This is a genomic window from Rhodococcus sp. P4_B6 (assembly GCF_056402215.1).
In genome coordinates this window covers 1-17,917 of sequence record NZ_JBFUHV010000085.1, presented here as the reverse complement: position 1 = coordinate 17,917, position 17,917 = coordinate 1, and the positions used below count along the sequence as shown (strand labels likewise).

The 17,917-nt window shown below is 67.2% G+C and carries 20 protein-coding genes; 12 read left to right on the top strand and 8 right to left on the bottom strand.

Annotated features, from left to right (window positions below):
* The first annotated feature begins 17 nt into the window (after positions 1 to 17).
* A complete protein-coding gene (locus AC1DWT_RS30770; protein WP_095862234.1) occupies positions 18 to 1,181 on the top strand; it encodes a thiolase family protein in 1,164 nt (387 codons plus the stop codon).
* Between the two features lie 284 nt (positions 1,182 to 1,465).
* On the opposite strand, the gene AC1DWT_RS30765 is transcribed toward AC1DWT_RS30770, so the two are convergent.
* Both AC1DWT_RS30765 and AC1DWT_RS30760 read right to left on the bottom strand, forming a co-directional pair.
* Positions 1,466 to 2,077 (bottom strand): TetR/AcrR family transcriptional regulator, encoded by a 612-nt coding sequence (locus tag AC1DWT_RS30765; RefSeq protein ID WP_012689589.1) that lies wholly within the window; start codon positions 2,075 to 2,077, stop codon positions 1,466 to 1,468.
* Positions 2,078 to 2,238: 161 nt separating this feature from the next.
* A complete protein-coding gene (locus tag AC1DWT_RS30760) occupies positions 2,239 to 3,189 on the bottom strand; it encodes a hypothetical protein (RefSeq protein WP_206013514.1) in 951 nt (316 codons plus the stop codon).
* A 153-nt stretch (positions 3,190 to 3,342) separates the two neighbouring features.
* On the opposite strand from AC1DWT_RS30760, the gene AC1DWT_RS30755 reads away from it, so the two are divergent.
* From AC1DWT_RS30755 to AC1DWT_RS30720, 8 genes are all read left to right on the top strand, one after another.
* A complete protein-coding gene (locus AC1DWT_RS30755; protein WP_206013513.1) occupies positions 3,343 to 4,494 on the top strand; it encodes an acyl-CoA dehydrogenase family protein in 1,152 nt (383 codons plus the stop codon).
* Between the two features lie 123 nt (positions 4,495 to 4,617).
* Positions 4,618 to 5,412 carry an enoyl-CoA hydratase-related protein gene (locus AC1DWT_RS30750; protein ID WP_072937232.1) on the top strand — a complete coding sequence of 265 codons (795 nt, stop codon included), beginning with the start codon at positions 4,618 to 4,620 and terminating at the stop codon, positions 5,410 to 5,412.
* Positions 5,413 to 5,443: 31 nt separating this feature from the next.
* Positions 5,444 to 6,178: an SDR family NAD(P)-dependent oxidoreductase gene (locus tag AC1DWT_RS30745; RefSeq protein WP_477923536.1), complete on the top strand. Its 735-nt coding sequence runs from the start codon at positions 5,444 to 5,446 to the stop codon at positions 6,176 to 6,178.
* A gap of 25 nt (positions 6,179 to 6,203) precedes the next feature.
* Positions 6,204 to 7,883: a class I adenylate-forming enzyme family protein gene (locus tag AC1DWT_RS30740; RefSeq protein WP_477923534.1), complete on the top strand. Its 1,680-nt coding sequence runs from the start codon at positions 6,204 to 6,206 to the stop codon at positions 7,881 to 7,883.
* Positions 7,884 to 7,894: 11 nt separating this feature from the next.
* Positions 7,895 to 9,088, top strand: coding sequence for an acyl-CoA dehydrogenase family protein (locus AC1DWT_RS30735; protein WP_477923532.1), 1,194 nt, complete (start codon positions 7,895 to 7,897; stop codon positions 9,086 to 9,088).
* Between the two features lie 12 nt (positions 9,089 to 9,100).
* Positions 9,101 to 10,243, top strand: a complete 1,143-nt coding sequence (locus tag AC1DWT_RS30730; RefSeq protein ID WP_072937236.1) for an acyl-CoA dehydrogenase family protein — start codon at positions 9,101 to 9,103, stop codon at positions 10,241 to 10,243.
* Positions 10,244 to 10,332: 89 nt separating this feature from the next.
* Positions 10,333 to 10,995, top strand: coding sequence for a TetR/AcrR family transcriptional regulator (locus tag AC1DWT_RS30725; RefSeq protein ID WP_072937237.1), 663 nt, complete (start codon positions 10,333 to 10,335; stop codon positions 10,993 to 10,995).
* Complete coding sequence (locus AC1DWT_RS30720) at positions 10,992 to 11,591, top strand: hypothetical protein (RefSeq protein WP_072937238.1); 600 nt, start codon at positions 10,992 to 10,994, stop codon at positions 11,589 to 11,591. Before AC1DWT_RS30725 ends, AC1DWT_RS30720 begins: the two co-directional genes overlap by 4 nt.
* Here the strand turns inward: AC1DWT_RS30720 and AC1DWT_RS30715 are convergent.
* The 3 genes from AC1DWT_RS30715 to AC1DWT_RS30705 form a co-directional block, all read right to left on the bottom strand.
* Positions 11,588 to 11,845 (bottom strand): Txe/YoeB family addiction module toxin, encoded by a 258-nt coding sequence (locus tag AC1DWT_RS30715; RefSeq protein ID WP_072937239.1) that lies wholly within the window; start codon positions 11,843 to 11,845, stop codon positions 11,588 to 11,590. The genes AC1DWT_RS30720 and AC1DWT_RS30715 overlap by 4 nt on opposite strands.
* Positions 11,842 to 12,090, bottom strand: coding sequence for a type II toxin-antitoxin system Phd/YefM family antitoxin (locus tag AC1DWT_RS30710; protein ID WP_072937240.1), 249 nt, complete (start codon positions 12,088 to 12,090; stop codon positions 11,842 to 11,844). The genes AC1DWT_RS30715 and AC1DWT_RS30710 overlap by 4 nt, the downstream gene beginning before the upstream one ends.
* 151 nt (positions 12,091 to 12,241) lie before the next feature.
* Positions 12,242 to 12,475 carry a hypothetical protein gene (locus AC1DWT_RS30705; RefSeq protein ID WP_206013510.1) on the bottom strand — a complete coding sequence of 78 codons (234 nt, stop codon included), beginning with the start codon at positions 12,473 to 12,475 and terminating at the stop codon, positions 12,242 to 12,244.
* A 256-nt stretch (positions 12,476 to 12,731) separates the two neighbouring features.
* On the opposite strand from AC1DWT_RS30705, the gene AC1DWT_RS30700 reads away from it, so the two are divergent.
* Both AC1DWT_RS30700 and AC1DWT_RS30695 read left to right on the top strand, forming a co-directional pair.
* Positions 12,732 to 14,273 (top strand): GAF domain-containing sensor histidine kinase, encoded by a 1,542-nt coding sequence (locus AC1DWT_RS30700; RefSeq protein ID WP_095862242.1) that lies wholly within the window; start codon positions 12,732 to 12,734, stop codon positions 14,271 to 14,273.
* 54 nt (positions 14,274 to 14,327) lie between these two features.
* A complete protein-coding gene (locus tag AC1DWT_RS30695; RefSeq protein WP_095862243.1) occupies positions 14,328 to 14,747 on the top strand; it encodes a LytR/AlgR family response regulator transcription factor in 420 nt (139 codons plus the stop codon).
* Here AC1DWT_RS30695 and AC1DWT_RS30690 read toward each other — a convergent pair.
* Positions 14,725 to 15,420, bottom strand: coding sequence for a response regulator (locus AC1DWT_RS30690; protein ID WP_095862244.1), 696 nt, complete (start codon positions 15,418 to 15,420; stop codon positions 14,725 to 14,727). The genes AC1DWT_RS30695 and AC1DWT_RS30690 overlap by 23 nt on opposite strands.
* A gap of 289 nt (positions 15,421 to 15,709) precedes the next feature.
* Here AC1DWT_RS30690 and AC1DWT_RS30685 point away from each other — a divergent pair, with 289 nt between their 5' ends.
* Positions 15,710 to 15,994: a hypothetical protein gene (locus AC1DWT_RS30685; protein WP_072937245.1), complete on the top strand. Its 285-nt coding sequence runs from the start codon at positions 15,710 to 15,712 to the stop codon at positions 15,992 to 15,994.
* A gap of 166 nt (positions 15,995 to 16,160) precedes the next feature.
* Here AC1DWT_RS30685 and AC1DWT_RS30680 read toward each other — a convergent pair whose 3' ends face one another.
* Both AC1DWT_RS30680 and AC1DWT_RS30675 read right to left on the bottom strand, forming a co-directional pair.
* Positions 16,161 to 16,553: a tautomerase family protein gene (locus AC1DWT_RS30680; RefSeq protein WP_072937246.1), complete on the bottom strand. Its 393-nt coding sequence runs from the start codon at positions 16,551 to 16,553 to the stop codon at positions 16,161 to 16,163.
* A 93-nt stretch (positions 16,554 to 16,646) separates the two neighbouring features.
* Positions 16,647 to 17,917 (bottom strand): CoA-acylating methylmalonate-semialdehyde dehydrogenase (locus AC1DWT_RS30675; protein ID WP_477923524.1); only part of this gene is annotated, 1,271 nt, incomplete at its 5' end.

The window sequence follows — 17,917 nt, the reverse complement described above, 5'->3', positions numbered from 1 at the left end:
GAGAACAGGAACACACCATGCGTGATGCAGTCATCGTCGAGGCCGTACGGAGCCCCATCGGCCGCCGCAAGGGCGGCCTCGCTGAGGTCCACCCCGTCGACCTGTCCGCGACCGTCCTGACCGCGCTGCTCGACCGGGCCGGGGTCGACGCCGCGTCGGTCGACGACGTCGTGTGGGGATGCGTCGGACAGGTCGGTGAGCAGGCCGGCAACATTGCACGCAACGCGGTGCTGGCCGCCGGATGGCCCGAGTCGGTTCCCGGCACCACGATCGAGCGGCAGTGCGGATCGAGCCAGCAGGCACTGCATTTCGCCGCGGCGGGAGTGATCGCGGGCCAGTACGACATCGTCGTCGCGGGCGGCGTCGAGTCGATGACCCGCATCCCGATGGGATCGGCGCGGCGCGTCGGCCTCGGTGACCCGAACAGCGAGGCGATTCGGCGACGCTACGACGGCATCGAGTTCAACCAGGGCCGCGGCGCCGAGATCCTCGCCGACCGGTACGAACTGAGCCGCGGCTGGCTCGACGAGTACAGCCTGCGCTCACATCAGCGCGCCGCCGCGGCGGTCGACGAAGGCCGATTCGCCGGCGAGATCGTGCCGGTGACCCTGCCGGACGGAACGAAACTCGACGCCGACGAGGGGATCCGCCGAACCACGACCCTCGAGAAGCTCGCCCAGTTGGAGCCGGCTTTCGGCGAGGACGGCCGCATCACCGCGGGCAACGCCTCACAGATCTCCGACGGCGCCGCAGCACTGCTGGTGATGTCCGGCGACCGGGCCCGCGACCTCGGACTGACCCCGCTGGCTCGGGTACACACCGCAACCGTCGTCGGCGACGACCCGGTCGCGATGCTGGCCGGACCCATCCCCGCCACCGCGCGGGTGCTCGCCCGCGCAGGCCTGACCCTCGACGACATCGGAGCCTTCGAGGTCAACGAGGCCTTCGCCAGCGTCGTCGGTGCCTGGCTGCGGGCGACCGGGGCACCGGACGAACGGGTCAACGCGCTCGGCGGAGCGATCGCTCTCGGGCATCCGCTCGGCGGATCCGGGGCCCGGCTCGCCACCACCCTCGTGCATCACCTGCGCGCCGAGGGCGTCCGCTACGGACTGCAGACGATGTGCGAAGGCGGCGGCATGGCCAATGCCACCATCTTCGAAAACCTCGCCGTCACGGTCTGACCGTGGCTAGCGGGTTGGAGAGGGTGGACGCAGCCATCCTCGAGTTCGCGTGCCGGTGGCTGCCCTACGGTGGTCCACCTCCCGACGAGATCTGGATCGGGTTCGGTATGACGACACCCGGATTCGACCGGAGACTGTCGACGATTCTGGAGAGTGTCGCTGCAGGAGAAGTGCCTGCCGATGTCCGAGCGCGGCTGCGCACCCAACTGTCCGAACGGGCAAGACGGTGGACGATTCGATCGAGGTCCAGCCTCTCGTCGTAGGGCGCACCAGTGACGTCTCGCTCAGGCGCGGCGCAGCCCGTCGAACGTCAGCTCGACGACGGCGTCGGCGAGGTCGGCGACCGTCCCGCCGGTGCGGGGGCGGTACCACTCGATCAGCGAGTTGACCGTGCCGAACACGAGCCGGCTGGTGAGTGCGGGATCGATTCCGGGCCGCAGGTCGCCCTCTTCCGCCGCCGCGACCACGAGGTCGCTGACGAAGGCGTCGAACTCGCGGCGGCGGGCGAGTGCGCGACGTTCCACCGCGGTGTTGCCCCGGACGCGCAGCAGGAGCGTGACGTACGGGAGTTCGGCGGCGAGTACCTCGACACTGCGGCGGACGAGGTACTCGAGGCGGTCGATGTACCGGCCGCTCGTCGCCTTCTCCTCGGTGGTGACCGCGAAGAGCGCGTTGAGCGCGCGCGACAGCGCCAGTTCGAGGAGCTCCGACTTCCCGGACACGTGGTGATAGATCGACGACTTCGTGATTCCCAGGCGCTGGGCCAGCACCTCCATGCTGGTGCCGTCGTAGCCCTTGTCGTTGAACACCTTGACCGCGACAGCGAGCAGCGAGTCGAGGTCGTAGCCGGGCCGTCCGGGCGAACCGGTCTTCCGTGCGGGGCGTGCCGTAGTCATGCGCGCAATCCTTCCAGGTGCAGAACTCCATCGCATCGGTGCGCCGTCATCCACAGGAGCCGACCGAAGGTTCGGTTCAGCTGAGAATACCGTGACCGACCCGGCAGTGGTGAACCACGTGAACGGGCCGAGTCGCTACGCGAACCGCGGCGTCGTCCGGCTCATCGGCCCAGGGCCTGGGTGCGGCCTTCCTTCCGGGCTTTCGCGAGGCCACGGCGGGCCAGGAATCCGTTGGCCAGGAGCAGGATCGTCTTGTTCGGCGGCGCGGTGAACCCGGCCTGCGTGTGCGGTGCGTACACCGCCTCGGTGCCGGTGACCTCGAGCCAGCCGGTGTTCTGACGCGACTCGAGGCCGACGAGCTGGGGCCGGTACGCGTGGGCGAGCAGTCCGGCGCGACGACCGCCCTGCGGCACCCCGGCAGGGACCCTCAAACGCACGCCCTCGTTGCTCGCCGAGTTCACGTCGACCGGCACGACGGTCGGATAGCCGTCCGCCTCGCGGTAGGCGAGCAGCACGTGCGGCAGCTTCCGGGCGCGCTCACCGGTCTTCACCGCATCCACCCGCGGCGCGGTGCCCTTCTTCGGCGGCGCCTGTGGCGCCGCGTCGGCGTCGGGGAGCGGTGCGCCGTAGACCTCGGGTTCGCCGGTCGTGCGCAGGTCGGGCCAGGCGGTCACCCGCGTCACCACGACCGTCACCAGCACCCGGTCGGTGTAGTACGCGCTGAGCCAGCGGTCCCAGAATCGGCCACGCCGCGGCGCACCCACATAGGGGGCCGAACGCTCGCCGAGGGCGTCGAGGGCGTCCCGGTCGGGGCTGGGATCGAACGTCGCGTCGCCCTGTACGAGCACGTAGCGCCGGTTGGTGCCGTCGCCGATTCCGTGCTCACGCGCGTGGAAGGCGAGCGCCACCCGCGGTTCCGCCTTGATGCGCTCGAGCTTGCGGCCGAAGCCCAGTGAGGTGGTGAATCCGACGGTGCCCCGCTCGCGGTCACGCAACCCGAAGGGTGCCACCGCGGCCACCACAGCGCCTCCCGCGGGCGTGACGTACGCGAACCCGCTGGTGAGGTCGTCGCGGATGACCTCGTCGACATCGTCCGACCAGGTGACCGGCATGGGTCGAGCCTACCCAGGCGACCCGGCACCGGACCAGACCTTCGCACTCCTCGAGGGTTGACGACTCCTGCGAAATGAATAATGCTTCATTTGTTATGAGCGATCGCTCAAATTCAATGATCATTCATTCGCTGCGGCATCGAGGAGCATTCCATGGACCTGACACTGACCGAGGAGCAGAAGGAGTTCCGGCAGCTGGCCCGCGACTTTCTGAACAAAGAGGTCGTCCCGCACCGCGCCGAATGGGACCGCGCCGAGTCGGTGGACACCGCGATCGTCGGGAAACTCGCCGACATCGGCTTCTTCGGCATGACCATTCCCGAGGAGTACGGCGGGCTGGGTGGCGACTACGTCACCTACTGCCTCGGGATGGAGGAACTCGGCCGGGCGGACTCCGCGGTCCGGGGCATCGTGTCGGTGTCGATGGGGCTGGTGGGGAAGGTGATCCTCTCGCACGGCACYGAGGAGCAGAAACACGAATGGTTGCCCCGCATCGCGTCCGGTGAGGCGCTCGCCTGTTTCGGTCTCACCGAGCCCGACAACGGGTCGGACCCCGGAAATCTGAAGACCAAGGCGGTGCGCAGCGGCGACGAGTACGTCATCAACGGTTCCAAGATCTTCATCACCAACGGCACGTGGGCCAAGGTGTGCCTGGTGTTCGCGCGCACCGGAGGTCCGGGGCCCAAGGGTGTTTCGGCTTTCCTGGTTCCGACGGACACCCCCGGTTTCGAATCCCGCGAGATCCACGGGAAGCTCGGACTCCGCGGGCAGGCGACCGCCGAGTTGTCGTTCACCGACGTGCGGGTGCCGGCGAGTTGCCTCCTCGGATCGGAGGGGCAGGGCTTCTCCATCGCGATGCACTCGCTGGACAAGGGGCGCGTCTCGGTGGGCGCCGGATGCGTGGGGATCATCCAGGGCTGCCTCGAGGCGGCCGTCGACTACGCCCGCGAGCGCACGCAGTTCGACCGTCCGCTCGCGTCGTTCCAACTCGTGCAGGACCTGATCGCCGACATGTCCGTCGACGCCGACGCCGGGAGGCTGCTCACCTGGCGGGCGGCCGACCTGATCGAGCGCGGGGAGCCGTTCGGGACAGCCGCGTCGAAGGCGAAGTACTTCTGCAGTGAGGCCGCGGTTCGTGCCGCCAACAACGCGATCCAGCTGTTCGGCGGTTACGGCTACGTCGACGAGTACCCCGTCGCCAAGTACATGCGCGATGCGCGGGTGATGACGCTGTACGAGGGCACGAGCCAGATCCAGAAGTTGCTGATCGGCCGGGCGGAGACCGGGATCAGCGCCTTCCTCTAGCGGTCGCAGGGCTGCGTGACCCTTGACACACTCCGCGCAGTGAATGTACGTTCATTTGTACCGAATCAATGTTCACAATCTTTGAACCCACTCTCATTACCGGCTTCCCGGAAAGGAATCACCGTGACCGACTACGAAGACATCACCTACGAGGTCGACGGCCCGGCGGCGGTCGTCACGATCAACCGCCCCGCGCGCTACAACGCATTTCGCGGTAAGACCGTCGAGGAACTGATCAAGGCGTTCCGCTCGGCATGGGCCGACGACACGGTGCAGGCGATCATCCTCACCGGTGCGGGGGAGAAGGCGTTCTGCACGGGCGGCGACGTCAAGCAGCGAGCGGAGACCGGCGACTACGGCCCCACCGAGAGCGGCATGTTCGAGATCGGCAACCTRCACAAACTCATCCGCGACGTCCCCAAGCCCGTCATCGCGGCGGTCAACGGCATCGCCGTCGGCGGCGGCCACGTGCTCCACGTTCTCTGCGACCTCACCATCGCGTCCGAGACCGCGAAGTTCGGCCAGGCGGGACCGCGTGTGGGCTCGTTCGACGCGGGCTTTGGCTCGGCGTTCCTGGCGCGAGTCGTCGGTGAGAAGCGGGCCCGCGAGATCTGGTACCTCTGCCGTCAGTACGACGCCGTCACCGCCGAACGCTGGGGTCTGGTCAACTGGGTCGTCCCCGCGGACCGGTTGCTCGACGAGGCGAAGGCCGTCGCCGCGGAGATCGCCGAGAAGAGCCCCACCACCCTGCGTTTCCTGAAGCAGTCGTTCAACGCCGACACCGACCACCAGGCCGGGCTGAGCAACCTCGCGATGTCTGCGCTCGACCTGTTCACGCATTCACCCGAGGGCCTCGAGGGGGCGACGGCGTTCGCGGAGAAGCGCAAGCCCGAGTTCAACAAGTACGTGAACGCCTGAGTCCGACACACACGGGAAGGGGAAACACACCATGAGCAACAACATCGCAGTGGTCACCGGCGCAGGATCCGGCATCGGCCGCGCCATCGCGCTCGCACTCGCCGAGCAGGGCGACCGGGTGGTCGTCGCCGACCTCGACCTGCAGGCCGCGGAGAAGACCGCGGCGGAACGGCCCGACCTGCTTTTTCCGATGACCGTCGACGTCGCCGACCGGACGCAGGTCGACGCCCTGCGCGACCGGGTGACGGCCGAGGTGGGGGTCGCGAACATCCTCGTCAATGCGGCGGGATGGGACCGCACCGACCAGTTCCTCAACGCCACCACCGAATTCGCCGAGAAGGTCGTCGCCATCAACTACCTCGGGCCCGTGCACATGTGCAGCGCCTTCCYCCCCGGCATGGTGGACGCGGGTAACGGTGGGCGGGTCGTCAACCTCGCCAGCGATGCCGGCCGCGTCGGTAGTGCGGGGGAGAGCATCTACGCGGGTGCGAAGGGCGGTGTGATCGCCCTGTCGAAGTCGCTGGCGCGGGAGATGGCCCGGCACGGGATCAACGTCAACTGCGTGTGCCCCGGCCCGACCGACACGCCGCTGTTCCAGGCGCAGGCGGAGAAGCTGAAAGAGGCTCTGGTCAAGGCTATTCCGTTCCGCAGGCTCGCGCGCCCGGAGGAGGTTGCGGCGCCGGTCGTGTTCCTCGCGTCCGAATCCGCATCGTTCATCACCGGCCAGGTGATCAGCGTCAGCGGTGGCCTCACCATGGCCGGCTGACCGGCGCCGGGACGGAGGACTCATCATGACGTACGCATACGATGCCCACGCCTATCGTCAGTACTTCGAGCACGACTTCACCTATCTGAACGGCTTCCGGCRCAACACGCACCGGTACGCCGATCGACTCGCGATGCAGTCCCCGTCGACCGGCGAGAGCTGGACGTACGCCGAACTCGGCGACCGGGTCGACCGGCTCGCCACCGGCCTCGCCCGCGCCGGTGTGGGTCCCGGCGACGTCGTGGCCTACCAGTTGTTCAACGGCCCCGAGTTCGCCCAGCTGTACCTGGCCGGGCAGGCCTGCGGGGCAGTCGGATCGCCGATGAACTTCCGCCTCGCGTCCGGCGAGACGGCGTTCGTCCTCGACGCGAACCGTCCCACGGTGTTCGTCTACGACACCGAGATCGGCGAGATGGTGCGGGACGCGCTGGCGCGCTCCACGCACAAGCCCGCGCTCGTCGTCGCCGTTGGTCCGGGAGAGCCCGTGCCGGGGAACGGCTTCGAGGTGATCCGGTTCGACGACCTCGTCGCCGAGTCGGCGTCGCCGCCGGACGTGACTCGCACGGTGTGGGACGAGACCACCCGGCTGTTCACGTCGGGAACGACCGGCATGCCGAAGGGCGTCCCGCTCAACAGCATGATCGAGATCTTCAGCGCCCACGACGTGATCATGCACTTCCCGCTGACGGCGGAAGACAAGACGCTGAACATGACGCCGTGGTTCCACCGCGGTGGGCTGTACTGCGCCGGACCGAATCCCACGTTCTATCTCGGTGCGTCGCTGGTGGCGCTGCGCAGCTTCGACGCCGACGTCACGCTCGACCACGTCGAGGAGTACGGGCTGACGTTCCTGATCGGCGCCCCGACCAACCTGGCGATGCTCGCGCGTGCCCAGGAGGACAAGCCCCGCGACCTGTCCACCCTGAAAGGCGTCGTCACGATGGGTGCGCCCCTCGAGCGGGAGGCGGCGCTGCACTACCAGAAGGTGCTGAACCCGCGAATCTTCAACGGCTACGGCAGCACCGAAGGTTTCTGGAACACCTTCCTGCGGCCCACGGATCTGCCGGACATGGCCGGGTCCGCGGGGCGGGCCTGCATCGACGACGACGTCGCCGTGGTCAAGTTGTTCGACGACCGCCTCGCCGACGCGCACGAGACGGTCGCGAGGGACGGAACCGAGATCGGCGAGGTCATCGTCCGCTCCCCGAAAGGCGCCAACGCCTATTTCGATGCCCCGGAGCAGGAGAAGCAGAAGTTCCGGAACGGCTGGCTGCACATCGGCGACCTCGCCACCTGGGACGAGAAGGAGTTCGTGACGATCGTCGGACGCAAGGACGACATGCTCCTGTCCGGCGGCGAGAACGTCCACCCGGTGCAGATCGAGGAAGCGCTGAACGAGCACGCGTCGGTGACGGATTCGCTCGTCGTCGGTGTTCCGGACGACAAGTGGGGGCAGGTCGTCGTCGCGTACGTCGTCGCCACCGCACCGGTCCCGTCCGCCGAAGAACTGGACGACTTCTGTCGCAGGCATCCGATGCTGTCGCAGTTCAAGCGCCCCCGTGCGTACCGCTTCGTCGAATCGCTCCCCGTGTCGGCGACGGGAAAGAAGCTGCACTACAAGGCAACCGACACCGCGCGCAGGGAGTTCGAGAGCGGGGCATTCGTCACCCCGGCCGCCCGCGGATCCCACACCATCGGCTCGTAAAGGACACCGTCATGACCACCCATTCCCATCCGCGGCCCTTCAGCGCCGTCGACCCACTCGACATCGACACGCTGTACTCGGACGACGAACTCGCCGTGCGCGACACCGTCCGGAAATTCTGCGCCGAGCACGTCACACCGCACGTCGCCGACTGGTTCGAGGCCGGCGAACTGCCGGGAGCCCGCGAACTGGCGAAGGAATTCGGGAAACTCGGCGTCCTCGGGATGCACCTCGAGGGCTACGGGTGCGGCGGATCGTCGGCCGTCCACTACGGTCTCGCCTGCCTCGAACTCGAGGCCTGCGACTCCGGCATCCGCTCCCTCGTGTCGGTGCAGGGCTCCCTGGCCATGTTCTCGATCTGGAACAACGGCTCCGAGGAGCAGAAGAATCAATGGCTGCCCGGCATGGCGGCCGGTGAGATCATCGGCTGCTTCGGTCTCACCGAACCGGACGCGGGCTCCGACCCGGCGTCGATGTCGACGCGTGCCAAGCGGGACGGCTCGGACTGGATCCTCAGCGGCCGCAAGATGTGGATCACCAACGGCAGCATCGCCGACGTCGCGGTGGTGTGGGCGGCCACCGACGACGGGGTCCGCGGATTCATCGTTCCGACCGACACCCCGGGTTTCAGCGCGCCCGTGATCAAGCACAAGATGTCGTTGCGCGCCTCGGTCACCAGCGAACTGGTGCTGGACGACGTCCGACTGCCCGAATCGGCGATGCTCCCCGGCGCCCGTGGCGTGCGCGCCCCGCTCAGCAGCCTGTCCGAGGCGCGCTACGGCATCGTGTGGGGTGCGATGGGCGCGGCGCGGTCCGCGTGGGAGGCTGCCCTGCAGTACTCGAAGGACCGCGCCCAGTTCGGACGACCCATCGGCGGATTCCAGCTCACGCAGGCCAAGTTGGCCGACATGGCGGTGGAACTGCACAAGGGGCAGCTGTTGTCGCTGCACCTCGGCAGGCTGAAGGACACGGCCGGGCTGCGACCGGACCAGGTCAGCTTCGGCAAACTCAACAACACGCGTGAGGCCATCGAGATCTGCCGCACGGCGCGCACCATCCTGGGCGGCAACGGAATCTCCTTGGAGTTCCCCGTCATCCGGCACATGGTCAACCTCGAATCGGTCCTGACCTACGAGGGGACACCCGAGATGCATCAGCTGGTTCTCGGGCAGGCCTTCACCGGCGAGAACGYGTTCCGCGGATAGGAGACGAACACCATGACCATCGAATACGAATCCGAGCACCAGCAGTTCCGGGACAGCGTCCGCAGCTTCGTTCGCGAGCGAATCGTCCCGCGGCACGAGCAGTGGGAGAACGAAAGCTGTCTCGACCCGGCACTGTTCACCGAAGCGGGTAAGCAGGGGCTGCTCGGCTTCCCGGTCCCCGAGGCGTACGGAGGTCCCGGCGTCGAGGACTTCCGCTACAACGCGATCGTCGTCGACGAGGTCAACCGTGCGGGTGCCGCATCCGCGGGTATCGCGTTCTCCCTCCAGAACGACGTCGTGCTGCCGTACCTGACGGACATGACGACCGAGGAACAGAAGGCCCGGTGGCTTCCGGGAACCGTCACCGGGGAGACGATTCTCGGCATCGCGATGACCGAGCCGGGCACCGGAAGCGACCTCACCGGCATCCGCACCACGGCGGTCCGCGACGGCGAGCACTACGTGGTGAACGGCAGCAAGACGTTCATCTCCAACGGCCAGAACGGCACGCTCTTCGTCGTTGCCGTGCGCACGTCGCCGGACAAGCACAAGGGGCTGTCGCTGCTCGTCGTCGAGTCGGACACGCCCGGGTTCTCCCGTGGCCGCAACCTGGAGAAGATCGGGCTGCACGCTCAGGACACCAGCGAGCTGACGTTCACCGACATGCGCGTTCCGGTGGCCAACCTGCTCGGGGAGGAGGGGCAGGGCTTCTATCAGCTCGTCCACAACCTGCCGCAGGAGCGGCTGTCCCTGTCCGTCGGCGCCGTCGCGGCCGCCGAAGGAGTCCTCGAGCAGACCCTGGCGTACGTGAAGGAGCGCAGCGCCTTCGGACAGCCGATCGCCGGATTCCAGAACACCCAATTCGTTCTCGCGGAAGTGGCCACGGAACTCGACCTGGCCCGCACCTACCTCGACGACTGCATCCGCCAGCACGTCCGCGGAGACCTGACCGCGGCCCGTGCGGCGCGGCTCAAGTGGTGGACCACCGAACTGCAGGTCCGCGTCGCCGACCGGTGCCTGCAACTCCACGGCGGATACGGCTACATGCGCGAATATGCGGTGGCGCGCGCGTTCGTGGACGCGCGGATCCAGACCATCTACGGCGGCACCACCGAGATCATGAAGACGATCGTCGCGAAGGATCTCGGTATCTGACCCGGACCGGACTGCGGTTCCGGTCCCGCGCGGGATACTGTGAATACCCATTCACCGCAGGTTCTGCCACCAAGGAGAGGTCATCTGTCATGGCGAAGGACACGTCCGCCCTTCCACTCGACGAGGCGGTCCGCGCCGTCCGCGTCAGCTCGCGTCGACGTCAGGTGCTCGACGCCGCCGTCACGGTGATGCAGCGGACCGGGTTCCATCAGATGTCCATGCAGGCGCTCGCCGACGAGGCGCAGGTGAGCGTGGGGCTGATCTACAAGTACTTCGGCGGCAAGGAAGACATCCTCCTCGCCACGATCGTCGACATCCTCGACGCGTTCCGTGATCAGCTCGAGCCCGCGATGGATGCCGCGGGAACCGACCCCATCGAGCGGCTGGCCGCCGGGTTCCGGCGGTTCGTCGAGATCGTCGACGAGAACCTGGACGCCGTCGTGCTGACGTACCGGGAGAGCCGGACCCTCGACCAGGAGGGGCGCGAGCGGATCAAGGAACTCGAGGTGGCGACGTCCACACCGCTCCACGATGCCCTCGAAGCCGCGATCGCATCCGGGATCGCCGGCGACCTCGACGTCGACCTGACGACGTTCGACATGATGATGCTCGCGCACGGGTGGGCGCTCAAGCACTGGCATTTCGCGTCCCGCTACACCGTCGACCAATACATCACGGCGCAAACACGATTCATTCTCCGCACCGTCCTGTCGGATCGGAGCGCCGCAGCGTACCGGCACCTGACCGAATGACCCGATGGCGTTTCGACGGTGAGATCACCGGCGTGGGCACCGGGTCGGGAGTCCGCATCGTCGTCGGCCACTGGTCCCGATCGCCGCTCGGTGAGTTCACGGATGTCATGGTCGAACACGCCGACGGCCTGCGGGTGCTCCTCGCGCCGTCGGACGCCGTCCGCGATTTCGTCACCGCGACGTACACCTTCGACCGGACGGTGATCACACCCGTTCACTACACGAGGTCCGGCGACAGTCGGGCGGTTCAGGCCGGCGACCTGCACGTGCGGTTCGAGGTCGGGGCCCGCACCCTGCTCGGACACCTGCTGAATCTGGTGCCGCGGACCGTCGCGGGTGCGCCGTGGTTCTGCTCGGTCAGCGACCCGATCGCCCGCGTCGTTCTCCGCGGTGTGCGCACCCGTGGCACCGCGGGCAACGGGCGTCGCGAGTTCTACGGAGCCGTCGACCAGCGGCGGCTGGCCGGAATGTCCGCCACCTGGTGCGGCGAGAACCTCGGCGCCCTGACACCGGTCGATCCGCCCGTCCGATTCGGGTTCGGCTCGACCCCGCGGACCCCGGCGGTCACGACGATCGTCACGACGATCGTCGACTAGTCGTAGTGGTAGCGGGCCTGCTGTATGACGACAGTGTCGTCGACGATCACGTACACCAGGCGATGCTCGTGGGTGATGCGCCGCGACCACACGTTGTCTTCCATGTGGCGGAGCCGTTCGGGTTTTCCGATCCCCTGGTAGGGCGACCGTTTGATGTCCTTGATCAGCGCGTTGATCTTGGCGAGAACCTTCCGATCGTTGGTCAGCCAGTACGTGTAGTCGTCCCAGCCGTCGTCGGTGAAGGCGGTGTTCACTCGATCAGTTCCCTGTCGGTGTATTCACCGCGCCGGGTCGCCTCCAGGCTGCGGAGCAGCCGGCGAGCGTTCGCCGGGCTGGACAACAGGTAGGCGGTCTCCATGATGGAGTCGTAGTCGTCCTTCGAGATCAGGACTGCGTTGCCGTTCTTCGACACGATCTCCACCGGGGTGTGGTCCTCGTTCACCTGGCTGACCAAGCCGAACAGATTTTTCCGGGCGTCAGTGGCGGTAATAGCGGACATGGGTCACCTTCTTTTCCTCGCATCGCAGGCGGGGCCGCACCTGCCGTGGGCAAGCGATGCCCGACGCTGCCAGGGTACCATATACGTACTTGATCTGGTACGTAATGGAGGCGTGAACGACGTCATGTGTGGACACGAAATCGTTCGTGATCTAGTCGAAGAGGGTGGGTGCCTCTCCCGGCTGATCGCGGGCGGGCGGATCGACCTCGCCCGCCGGGCTCGTCGCCTTGTGCACCACCGACAGCGTCGTCGTCCGGACCGACAGTCTGTGCCCGTCGGGATGCTGGAGCGAAGCCATGCCCTTGCTGACCTCGACGACCAGCCAGGGGCCGGCGTGACCGGACGCCTGCACCAGATCACCCACCTGTATCCGTACGGCTACCACCGCGTCCTCCCAAGGTCTACTGCATCGGCCTGTGCCCAGCGTAGCGACATCGGCCGGTGTCAGCCGACCAACGGGAGCAAGCCGTCGAGACGGGGAGGGTCACCTCGATATGATGCACATCGAGGTCTGTCCGAGAACTCCACGACTGATCCGAGCAAGCACGATGACGCGAAAGTGGTCACGGCGGTCAATCGGAGCGCTGTCGCGGCGCGACGCGGCGTCCCACTTCGGGGCTGTCGATGCGGACGCGCGAGAGATGCCTGCGCGTCTGATAGCGCTCCTGGTGCGCCCGACCAGCCCTCCTCTGTGGCTGGGTATCGTGGTCGCCGCCACCGTGATCACCGTGGAAACCGCTGTGGTGCATCAGCTCGACACGGTCGCGCCGCAGAACGCCTTCGGCGCGGTGTTCCTGCTCGGCGTCCTGGTGGTCTCGGCTCGCTGGGGATTCGTGCTGTCGGTGATGACGACGTTGGTCAGTGCAGTCGTCTACGTCTACTTCCACCTCCAGGTGGCGGGATCCCTGCTTCCGACCAAACCCGGCGACTGGGTGGCCATCCTGGTCTTCCTGCCCGTCGCGCTGGTGGCCAACCTGATGGCCGGTCAAGCCAGGTTGCGCACCGCCGAGGCGGTCCTGCGCCGGCGCGAGGCCGAGGTCAGCCGCGACGAACTCGGTGTCCTCGCCGCACATCAGGCCGCACTGCGCCGAGTGGCAACACTGGCGGCGCGTGGAGTGAGCCCACCGGAAGTCTTCACAGCTGTCGCCGAGGAACTCACGCTCTGGCTGCACGTGGTCAACGCCGTACTCCTTCGCAACGACGGGGACGGTACGGGGACGTTGGTCGCCGTTCGATACGAGCCGGGGGTCACGGGGATGTCCGACACCGGAGACAGAATCCCGATGGAGGGCGACGACGTCGGGGCGATCGTTCTCCGCACCGGCCGTGCCGCCAGGATCGACAACCACGAACACGTCGGTGGGGAAGTCGCGACCCGCATTCGGGAGGGGGGCTTCGGATCGATCGTGGGAGTCCCGATCGTCGTGGACTCCCGGGTGTGGGGTGCGGCGATCGTCGGATCGCGGTGCGCCGAGCCGCTGCCACCGGACACCGAGGCGCGGCTCGGTGACTTCGCCGATCTCGTCGCGACCGCGATCGCCAATGCTGTGACCCGTGCCGAACTGCTCGCGTCGCGCGCGAGGATCGTCGCGGCCTCCGACGAGGCCAGGCGTCGCCTGGAACGCGATCTGCACGACGGGGCTCAGCAGCGACTGGTGTCGCTGGGGCTCGAGGTGCGGATGACGGAGGCATCGGTGCCTGCCGAATGGGTGGACGTGAAGGAGCAGCTGTCGGCCATCGCGTCGGGGCTGAAGGGGGTGTCGGAGGATCTGCGCGAACTCTCACACGGAATCCACCCGGCGATCCTGTCGAAGGGAGGGCTGGGATCGGCGGTGCGGACGCTGGCGCGTCGCTCGGCGGTCCCCGTCACCCTCGACGTCGCAATCGAGGATCGCTTCGCGGAATCGGTCGAGGTAGCCGCCTACTATGTGGTCGCCGAGGCGCTCACCAATGCCGCCAAGCACGCGCGAGCCTCCGAGGTGTCCGTGTCGCTGGGGACGCAGGACGGCATCCTTCACCTCGTGATCCGGGACGACGGCGTCGGCGGTGCCTCGTCCGCCGCGGGCTCCGGGCTCCTCGGATTGCAGGACCGGGTCGAGGCCCTCGGCGGCCACCTGCGGATCACGAGTCCGCCGGGTCACGGCACCACGCTGGACATCACGATCCCGGTCGCCGGCGAGTGAACGAGGGGATTTTCCTGCTAGCGGGAATGCGTCGGCGGGAGGATCGGGTCGACGATGGAGGGCATGGTGTTGCAGCACGATCGTCCACGGTGCCTGATCGTCGATGACAGCCCGTGTTTTCTGGACACTGCTCGGCGACTCCTCGAGCAGCAGGGCATCCCCGTGGTCGGCACAGTATCGAACACCGCCGACGCGGTGCGGACGGCCGCGGAACTGCAGCCCGACGTCATTCTGGTCGACGTCGAACTCGGCGCGGAGTGCGGATTCGACCTCGCGCAGCGACTCGACGAGTCGTTCGCAGCAGCGGTGATCCTGATTTCCACGCACGCCGAGCAAGACCTGGCCGACCTGGTCTCCGGGAGCCCTGCGGTGGGATTCGTGTCGAAGACCGAACTGTCGTCCGATGCAATCCGGGATCTGCTCCGCGCTGAACGGGACCGCGTGGCTCCGGTCAGCGAGCCTCGAGAAAGGTGACGACCGCGAGAACCCGTCGGTGATCGTCGCCGGTCTCCGGGAGGTTCAGTTTGGTCAGGATGCTGCGCACGTGCTTCTCGACGGTTCCTTCGGTGACCCACAGCCGGCGGGCGATGCCGGCATTGGAACGTCCTTCCGCCATGAGGGCCAGAACCTCCCGCTCCCGCGCGCTGAGCGCCGCGAGCGGGTCGTTGCGCCGACGGGCGGACACCAACTCCTGCACCAGCGCCGGGTCGACGACGGACGCCCCCGCGGCGATGCGCTGCAGGGTGTCGATGAAATCGTCGACGTCGGTGATGCGGCTCTTGAGCAGGTAGCCGATTCCGCGGCCGCTGGCCAGTAGTTCCATCGCGTGCTCGACATCGGCGTGCGCCGACAGCACCAGGATGCCGACCTCGGGGAAGTGTTCGCGAATCTCCCGGGCTGCGTCGAGGCCTTCGGTGGTGTGGGTCGGTGGCATCCGGATGTCGACCACCACCAGGTCGGGCGTTCGCTTCCGGACCAGTTCGAGGAGGGTGGTTGCGTCGCCGGCCTGCCCCATAACATCGAAGCCGGAGCGGGCGAGCAGGCTCGCCACACCCTCGCGGAGCAGGACGTCGTCCTCGGCCAGCAGCACCCGCACCCGTGGCGTCGCCGGATCGGACCGCGCCGCCGGAGGATGGAATTCGGCCATCGTCGACCCCGAGTTTCCGCGTCGTCCGTGAGAAAGCGCCCGATCACCGTCGAAGTGATCGACTTCGAGAGTACGTCATCGGCACCCCGTCGATACGCCACAATGCGGTCTTGCACACRCCGGCCGGTAATGGCATTGCAGCTACCTGGAAGACCGAGATTACGGCTGGTAGCACCTGCAAACACCCGCTGGCTGTGGCGACTCCGGGCCGTGTTCGGACGAAAATTTACATCAATGGTCGTTCGATCATCAACCCGATCACAGCTCCAGAAAACGAAAGGTGAGAACAATGTACAAGTTCGCAATCCGCGCGGCGGTCGCCGCAGCCGCAATCGCACCCCTGATCGCCCTCGGCGCCGGAACTGCTTCCGCGGCAACAGTAACCGACAGCGTTGCTACGCCCGTCGCACGGGTCGTGCCAGATGAGGGGCCCGTGACCGACGTGCCGCAGTCGGGCTTCCCCTGGGGCTGGCCCGGAACCTACGGGTCCCAACGACCGGAGGCCGGCCCGTTCCTCGGTGGCTTCGGTGGTTTCGGACACTTCGGTGGTTTCGGGGGCCACGGCATGTTCTAGCTCGTCGGCGTCGGGTCAACTAGCGGACGCTGCCAGGCGTCGCATGCACTGATGGCGGAGGCTCGCCGGTGTCGAAGGATCGATCGAGCGGGCGGCGGGGGTGTCCAGCCGATCATGTCGATGTCCGTTCTCCTGGCGTGCCGCTCAGCGACTGCAGTGTGTGTGGTCAGAGGTGGCCTTCTACGAATTGGGCGATTCCGTTGCCGAAAGACCAGTCATCGCGCGTGTTCTCGACGACCGAGACGATCACATCGGTTGGTGCGAGACTGGTCTCGATGTGAAGTCGGTCGGCCAGTGCCCGGTACATCGCCGTCTTCTGGTCCACGCTTCTGCCCTGTTGAGCGATCTGCACGACGACGATGTCGTCGGTGCGTTCGAACCCCAGTCCGGTGTCCTCGGCGATGATCTGGCCCGGCTTGTGTTCGGTGATGAGTTGGTAGCGGTCTCGATCGGGTGCGGCGAAGTGTTCGAGCATCACGTTCTGCACGACGTCCGCAACGTGGCGAAGTTGCTCGGGTGTGCGCCTGTTTTCGATGACGTGGATGTGGACGAGAGGCATGACGTGTTCCTCGAGTGTGGGGGAGTGGTGAGTGGGGGCCTGTGCGGGGTGCGGTCCGAGATCCGCACCCCGCACAGGTGATGTGGTGGGGGTTTAGTTGTTCTGGGGGAAGCCGAGGTTGAGGCCGCCGTGGCTGGGGTCGAGCCAGCGGGTGGTGACGACCTTGCCGCGGGTGAAGAAGTGCACGCCTTCGGCGCCGTGGGCGTGGGTGTCGCCGAACAGGGAGTTCTTCCAGCCGCCGAAGGAGTAGTAGGCCATCGGGACGGGGATGGGGACGTTGATGCCGACCATGCCGACCTCGACCTCGTTCTGGAATCGGCGGGCGGCGCCGCCGTCGTTGGTGAAGATGGCGGTGCCGTTGCCGAACTGGCTGGAGTTCACCAGTTCGAGGGCTTCGTCGTAGGTCTCGACCCGAATCACGGAGAGGACGGGTCCGAAGATTTCGTCGGTGTACACGGACATGTCGGTGGTGACGTGGTCGATCAGGGTGGGGCCGAGCCAGAACCCGTCCGCACCGCCGTCGGGCTGCACCTGCCGGCCGTCGACGACGATGGTGGCCCCGTCGTTTTCGCCGGCGTCGATGTAGGAGGCGACCTTGTCGCGGTGCACCTTCGTCACCAGCGGTCCCATGTCGGAATCGCGGGTGCCGTCACCGATCTTCAACGTGTCGGTGCGGTCTTTGATCTTCGCGACCAGTTCGTCGGCGATGTCGCCGACGGCGACGAGGGCGGAGATGGCCATGCAGCGTTCGCCGGCGGATCCGAAGCCGGCGTTGACCATGGCGTCGGCGGCGAGGTCGAGGTCGGCGTCCGGGAGGACGATGGCGTGGTTCTTCGCSCCACCCAAKGCTTGGACGCGTTTGCCGTGGGCGGTGCCGGTGGCGTAGACGTACTGGGCGATGGGGGTGGAGCCGACGAAGCTGATGGCCTTGATTGCGGGGTTGGTGAGGAGTTCGTCGACGGAGGTCTTGTCGCCCTGCAGSACGTTGAACACCCCGGCCGGGAGGCCGGCTTCGGCCCAGAGTTCGGCCATCCAGATGGCGGCGGTGGGGTCCTTCTCGGACGGCTTCAACACCACCGTGTTRCCGGCGGCGATGGCGATGGGGAAGAACCACATCGGGACCATGGCGGGGAAGTTGAACGGGGAGATGATCCCGACCGGGCCGACGGGTTGGCGGAGGGAGGAGACGTCGACGTTGGTGGAGGCGTTTTCGGTCATGCCGCCTTTGAGCAGGTGGGCGATGCCGCAGGCGAATTCGACGACCTCCTGGCCGCGGGAGACTTCGCCGAGGGCGTCGGAGACGACCTTGCCGTGTTCGGAGGTGATGATCTCGGCGAGTTCGCCCTTGCGCTCGTTGAGCAGTT

Bases quoted from the DNA above. Each gene is read 5' to 3' on its own strand.
- AC1DWT_RS30720 (WP_072937238.1), top strand. From the start codon at position 10,992: ATGACCCGATGGCGTTTCGACGGTGAGATCACCGGCGTGGGCACCGGG.
- AC1DWT_RS30685 (WP_072937245.1), top strand. From the start codon at position 15,710: ATGTACAAGTTCGCAATCCGCGCGGCGGTCGCCGCAGCCGCAATCGCA.
- AC1DWT_RS30725 (WP_072937237.1), top strand. From the start codon at position 10,333: ATGGCGAAGGACACGTCCGCCCTTCCACTCGACGAGGCGGTCCGCGCC.
- AC1DWT_RS30770 (WP_095862234.1), top strand. From the start codon at position 18: ATGCGTGATGCAGTCATCGTCGAGGCCGTACGGAGCCCCATCGGCCGC.
- AC1DWT_RS30730 (WP_072937236.1), top strand. From the start codon at position 9,101: ATGACCATCGAATACGAATCCGAGCACCAGCAGTTCCGGGACAGCGTC.
- AC1DWT_RS30680 (WP_072937246.1), bottom strand. From the start codon at position 16,553: ATGCCTCTCGTCCACATCCACGTCATCGAAAACAGGCGCACACCCGAG.
- AC1DWT_RS30690 (WP_095862244.1), bottom strand. From the start codon at position 15,420: ATGGCCGAATTCCATCCTCCGGCGGCGCGGTCCGATCCGGCGACGCCA.
- AC1DWT_RS30760 (WP_206013514.1), bottom strand. From the start codon at position 3,189: ATGCCGGTCACCTGGTCGGACGATGTCGACGAGGTCATCCGCGACGAC.
- AC1DWT_RS30765 (WP_012689589.1), bottom strand. From the start codon at position 2,077: ATGACTACGGCACGCCCCGCACGGAAGACCGGTTCGCCCGGACGGCCC.
- AC1DWT_RS30700 (WP_095862242.1), top strand. From the start codon at position 12,732: ATGCCTGCGCGTCTGATAGCGCTCCTGGTGCGCCCGACCAGCCCTCCT.
- AC1DWT_RS30695 (WP_095862243.1), top strand. From the start codon at position 14,328: ATGGAGGGCATGGTGTTGCAGCACGATCGTCCACGGTGCCTGATCGTC.
- AC1DWT_RS30710 (WP_072937240.1), bottom strand. From the start codon at position 12,090: ATGTCCGCTATTACCGCCACTGACGCCCGGAAAAATCTGTTCGGCTTG.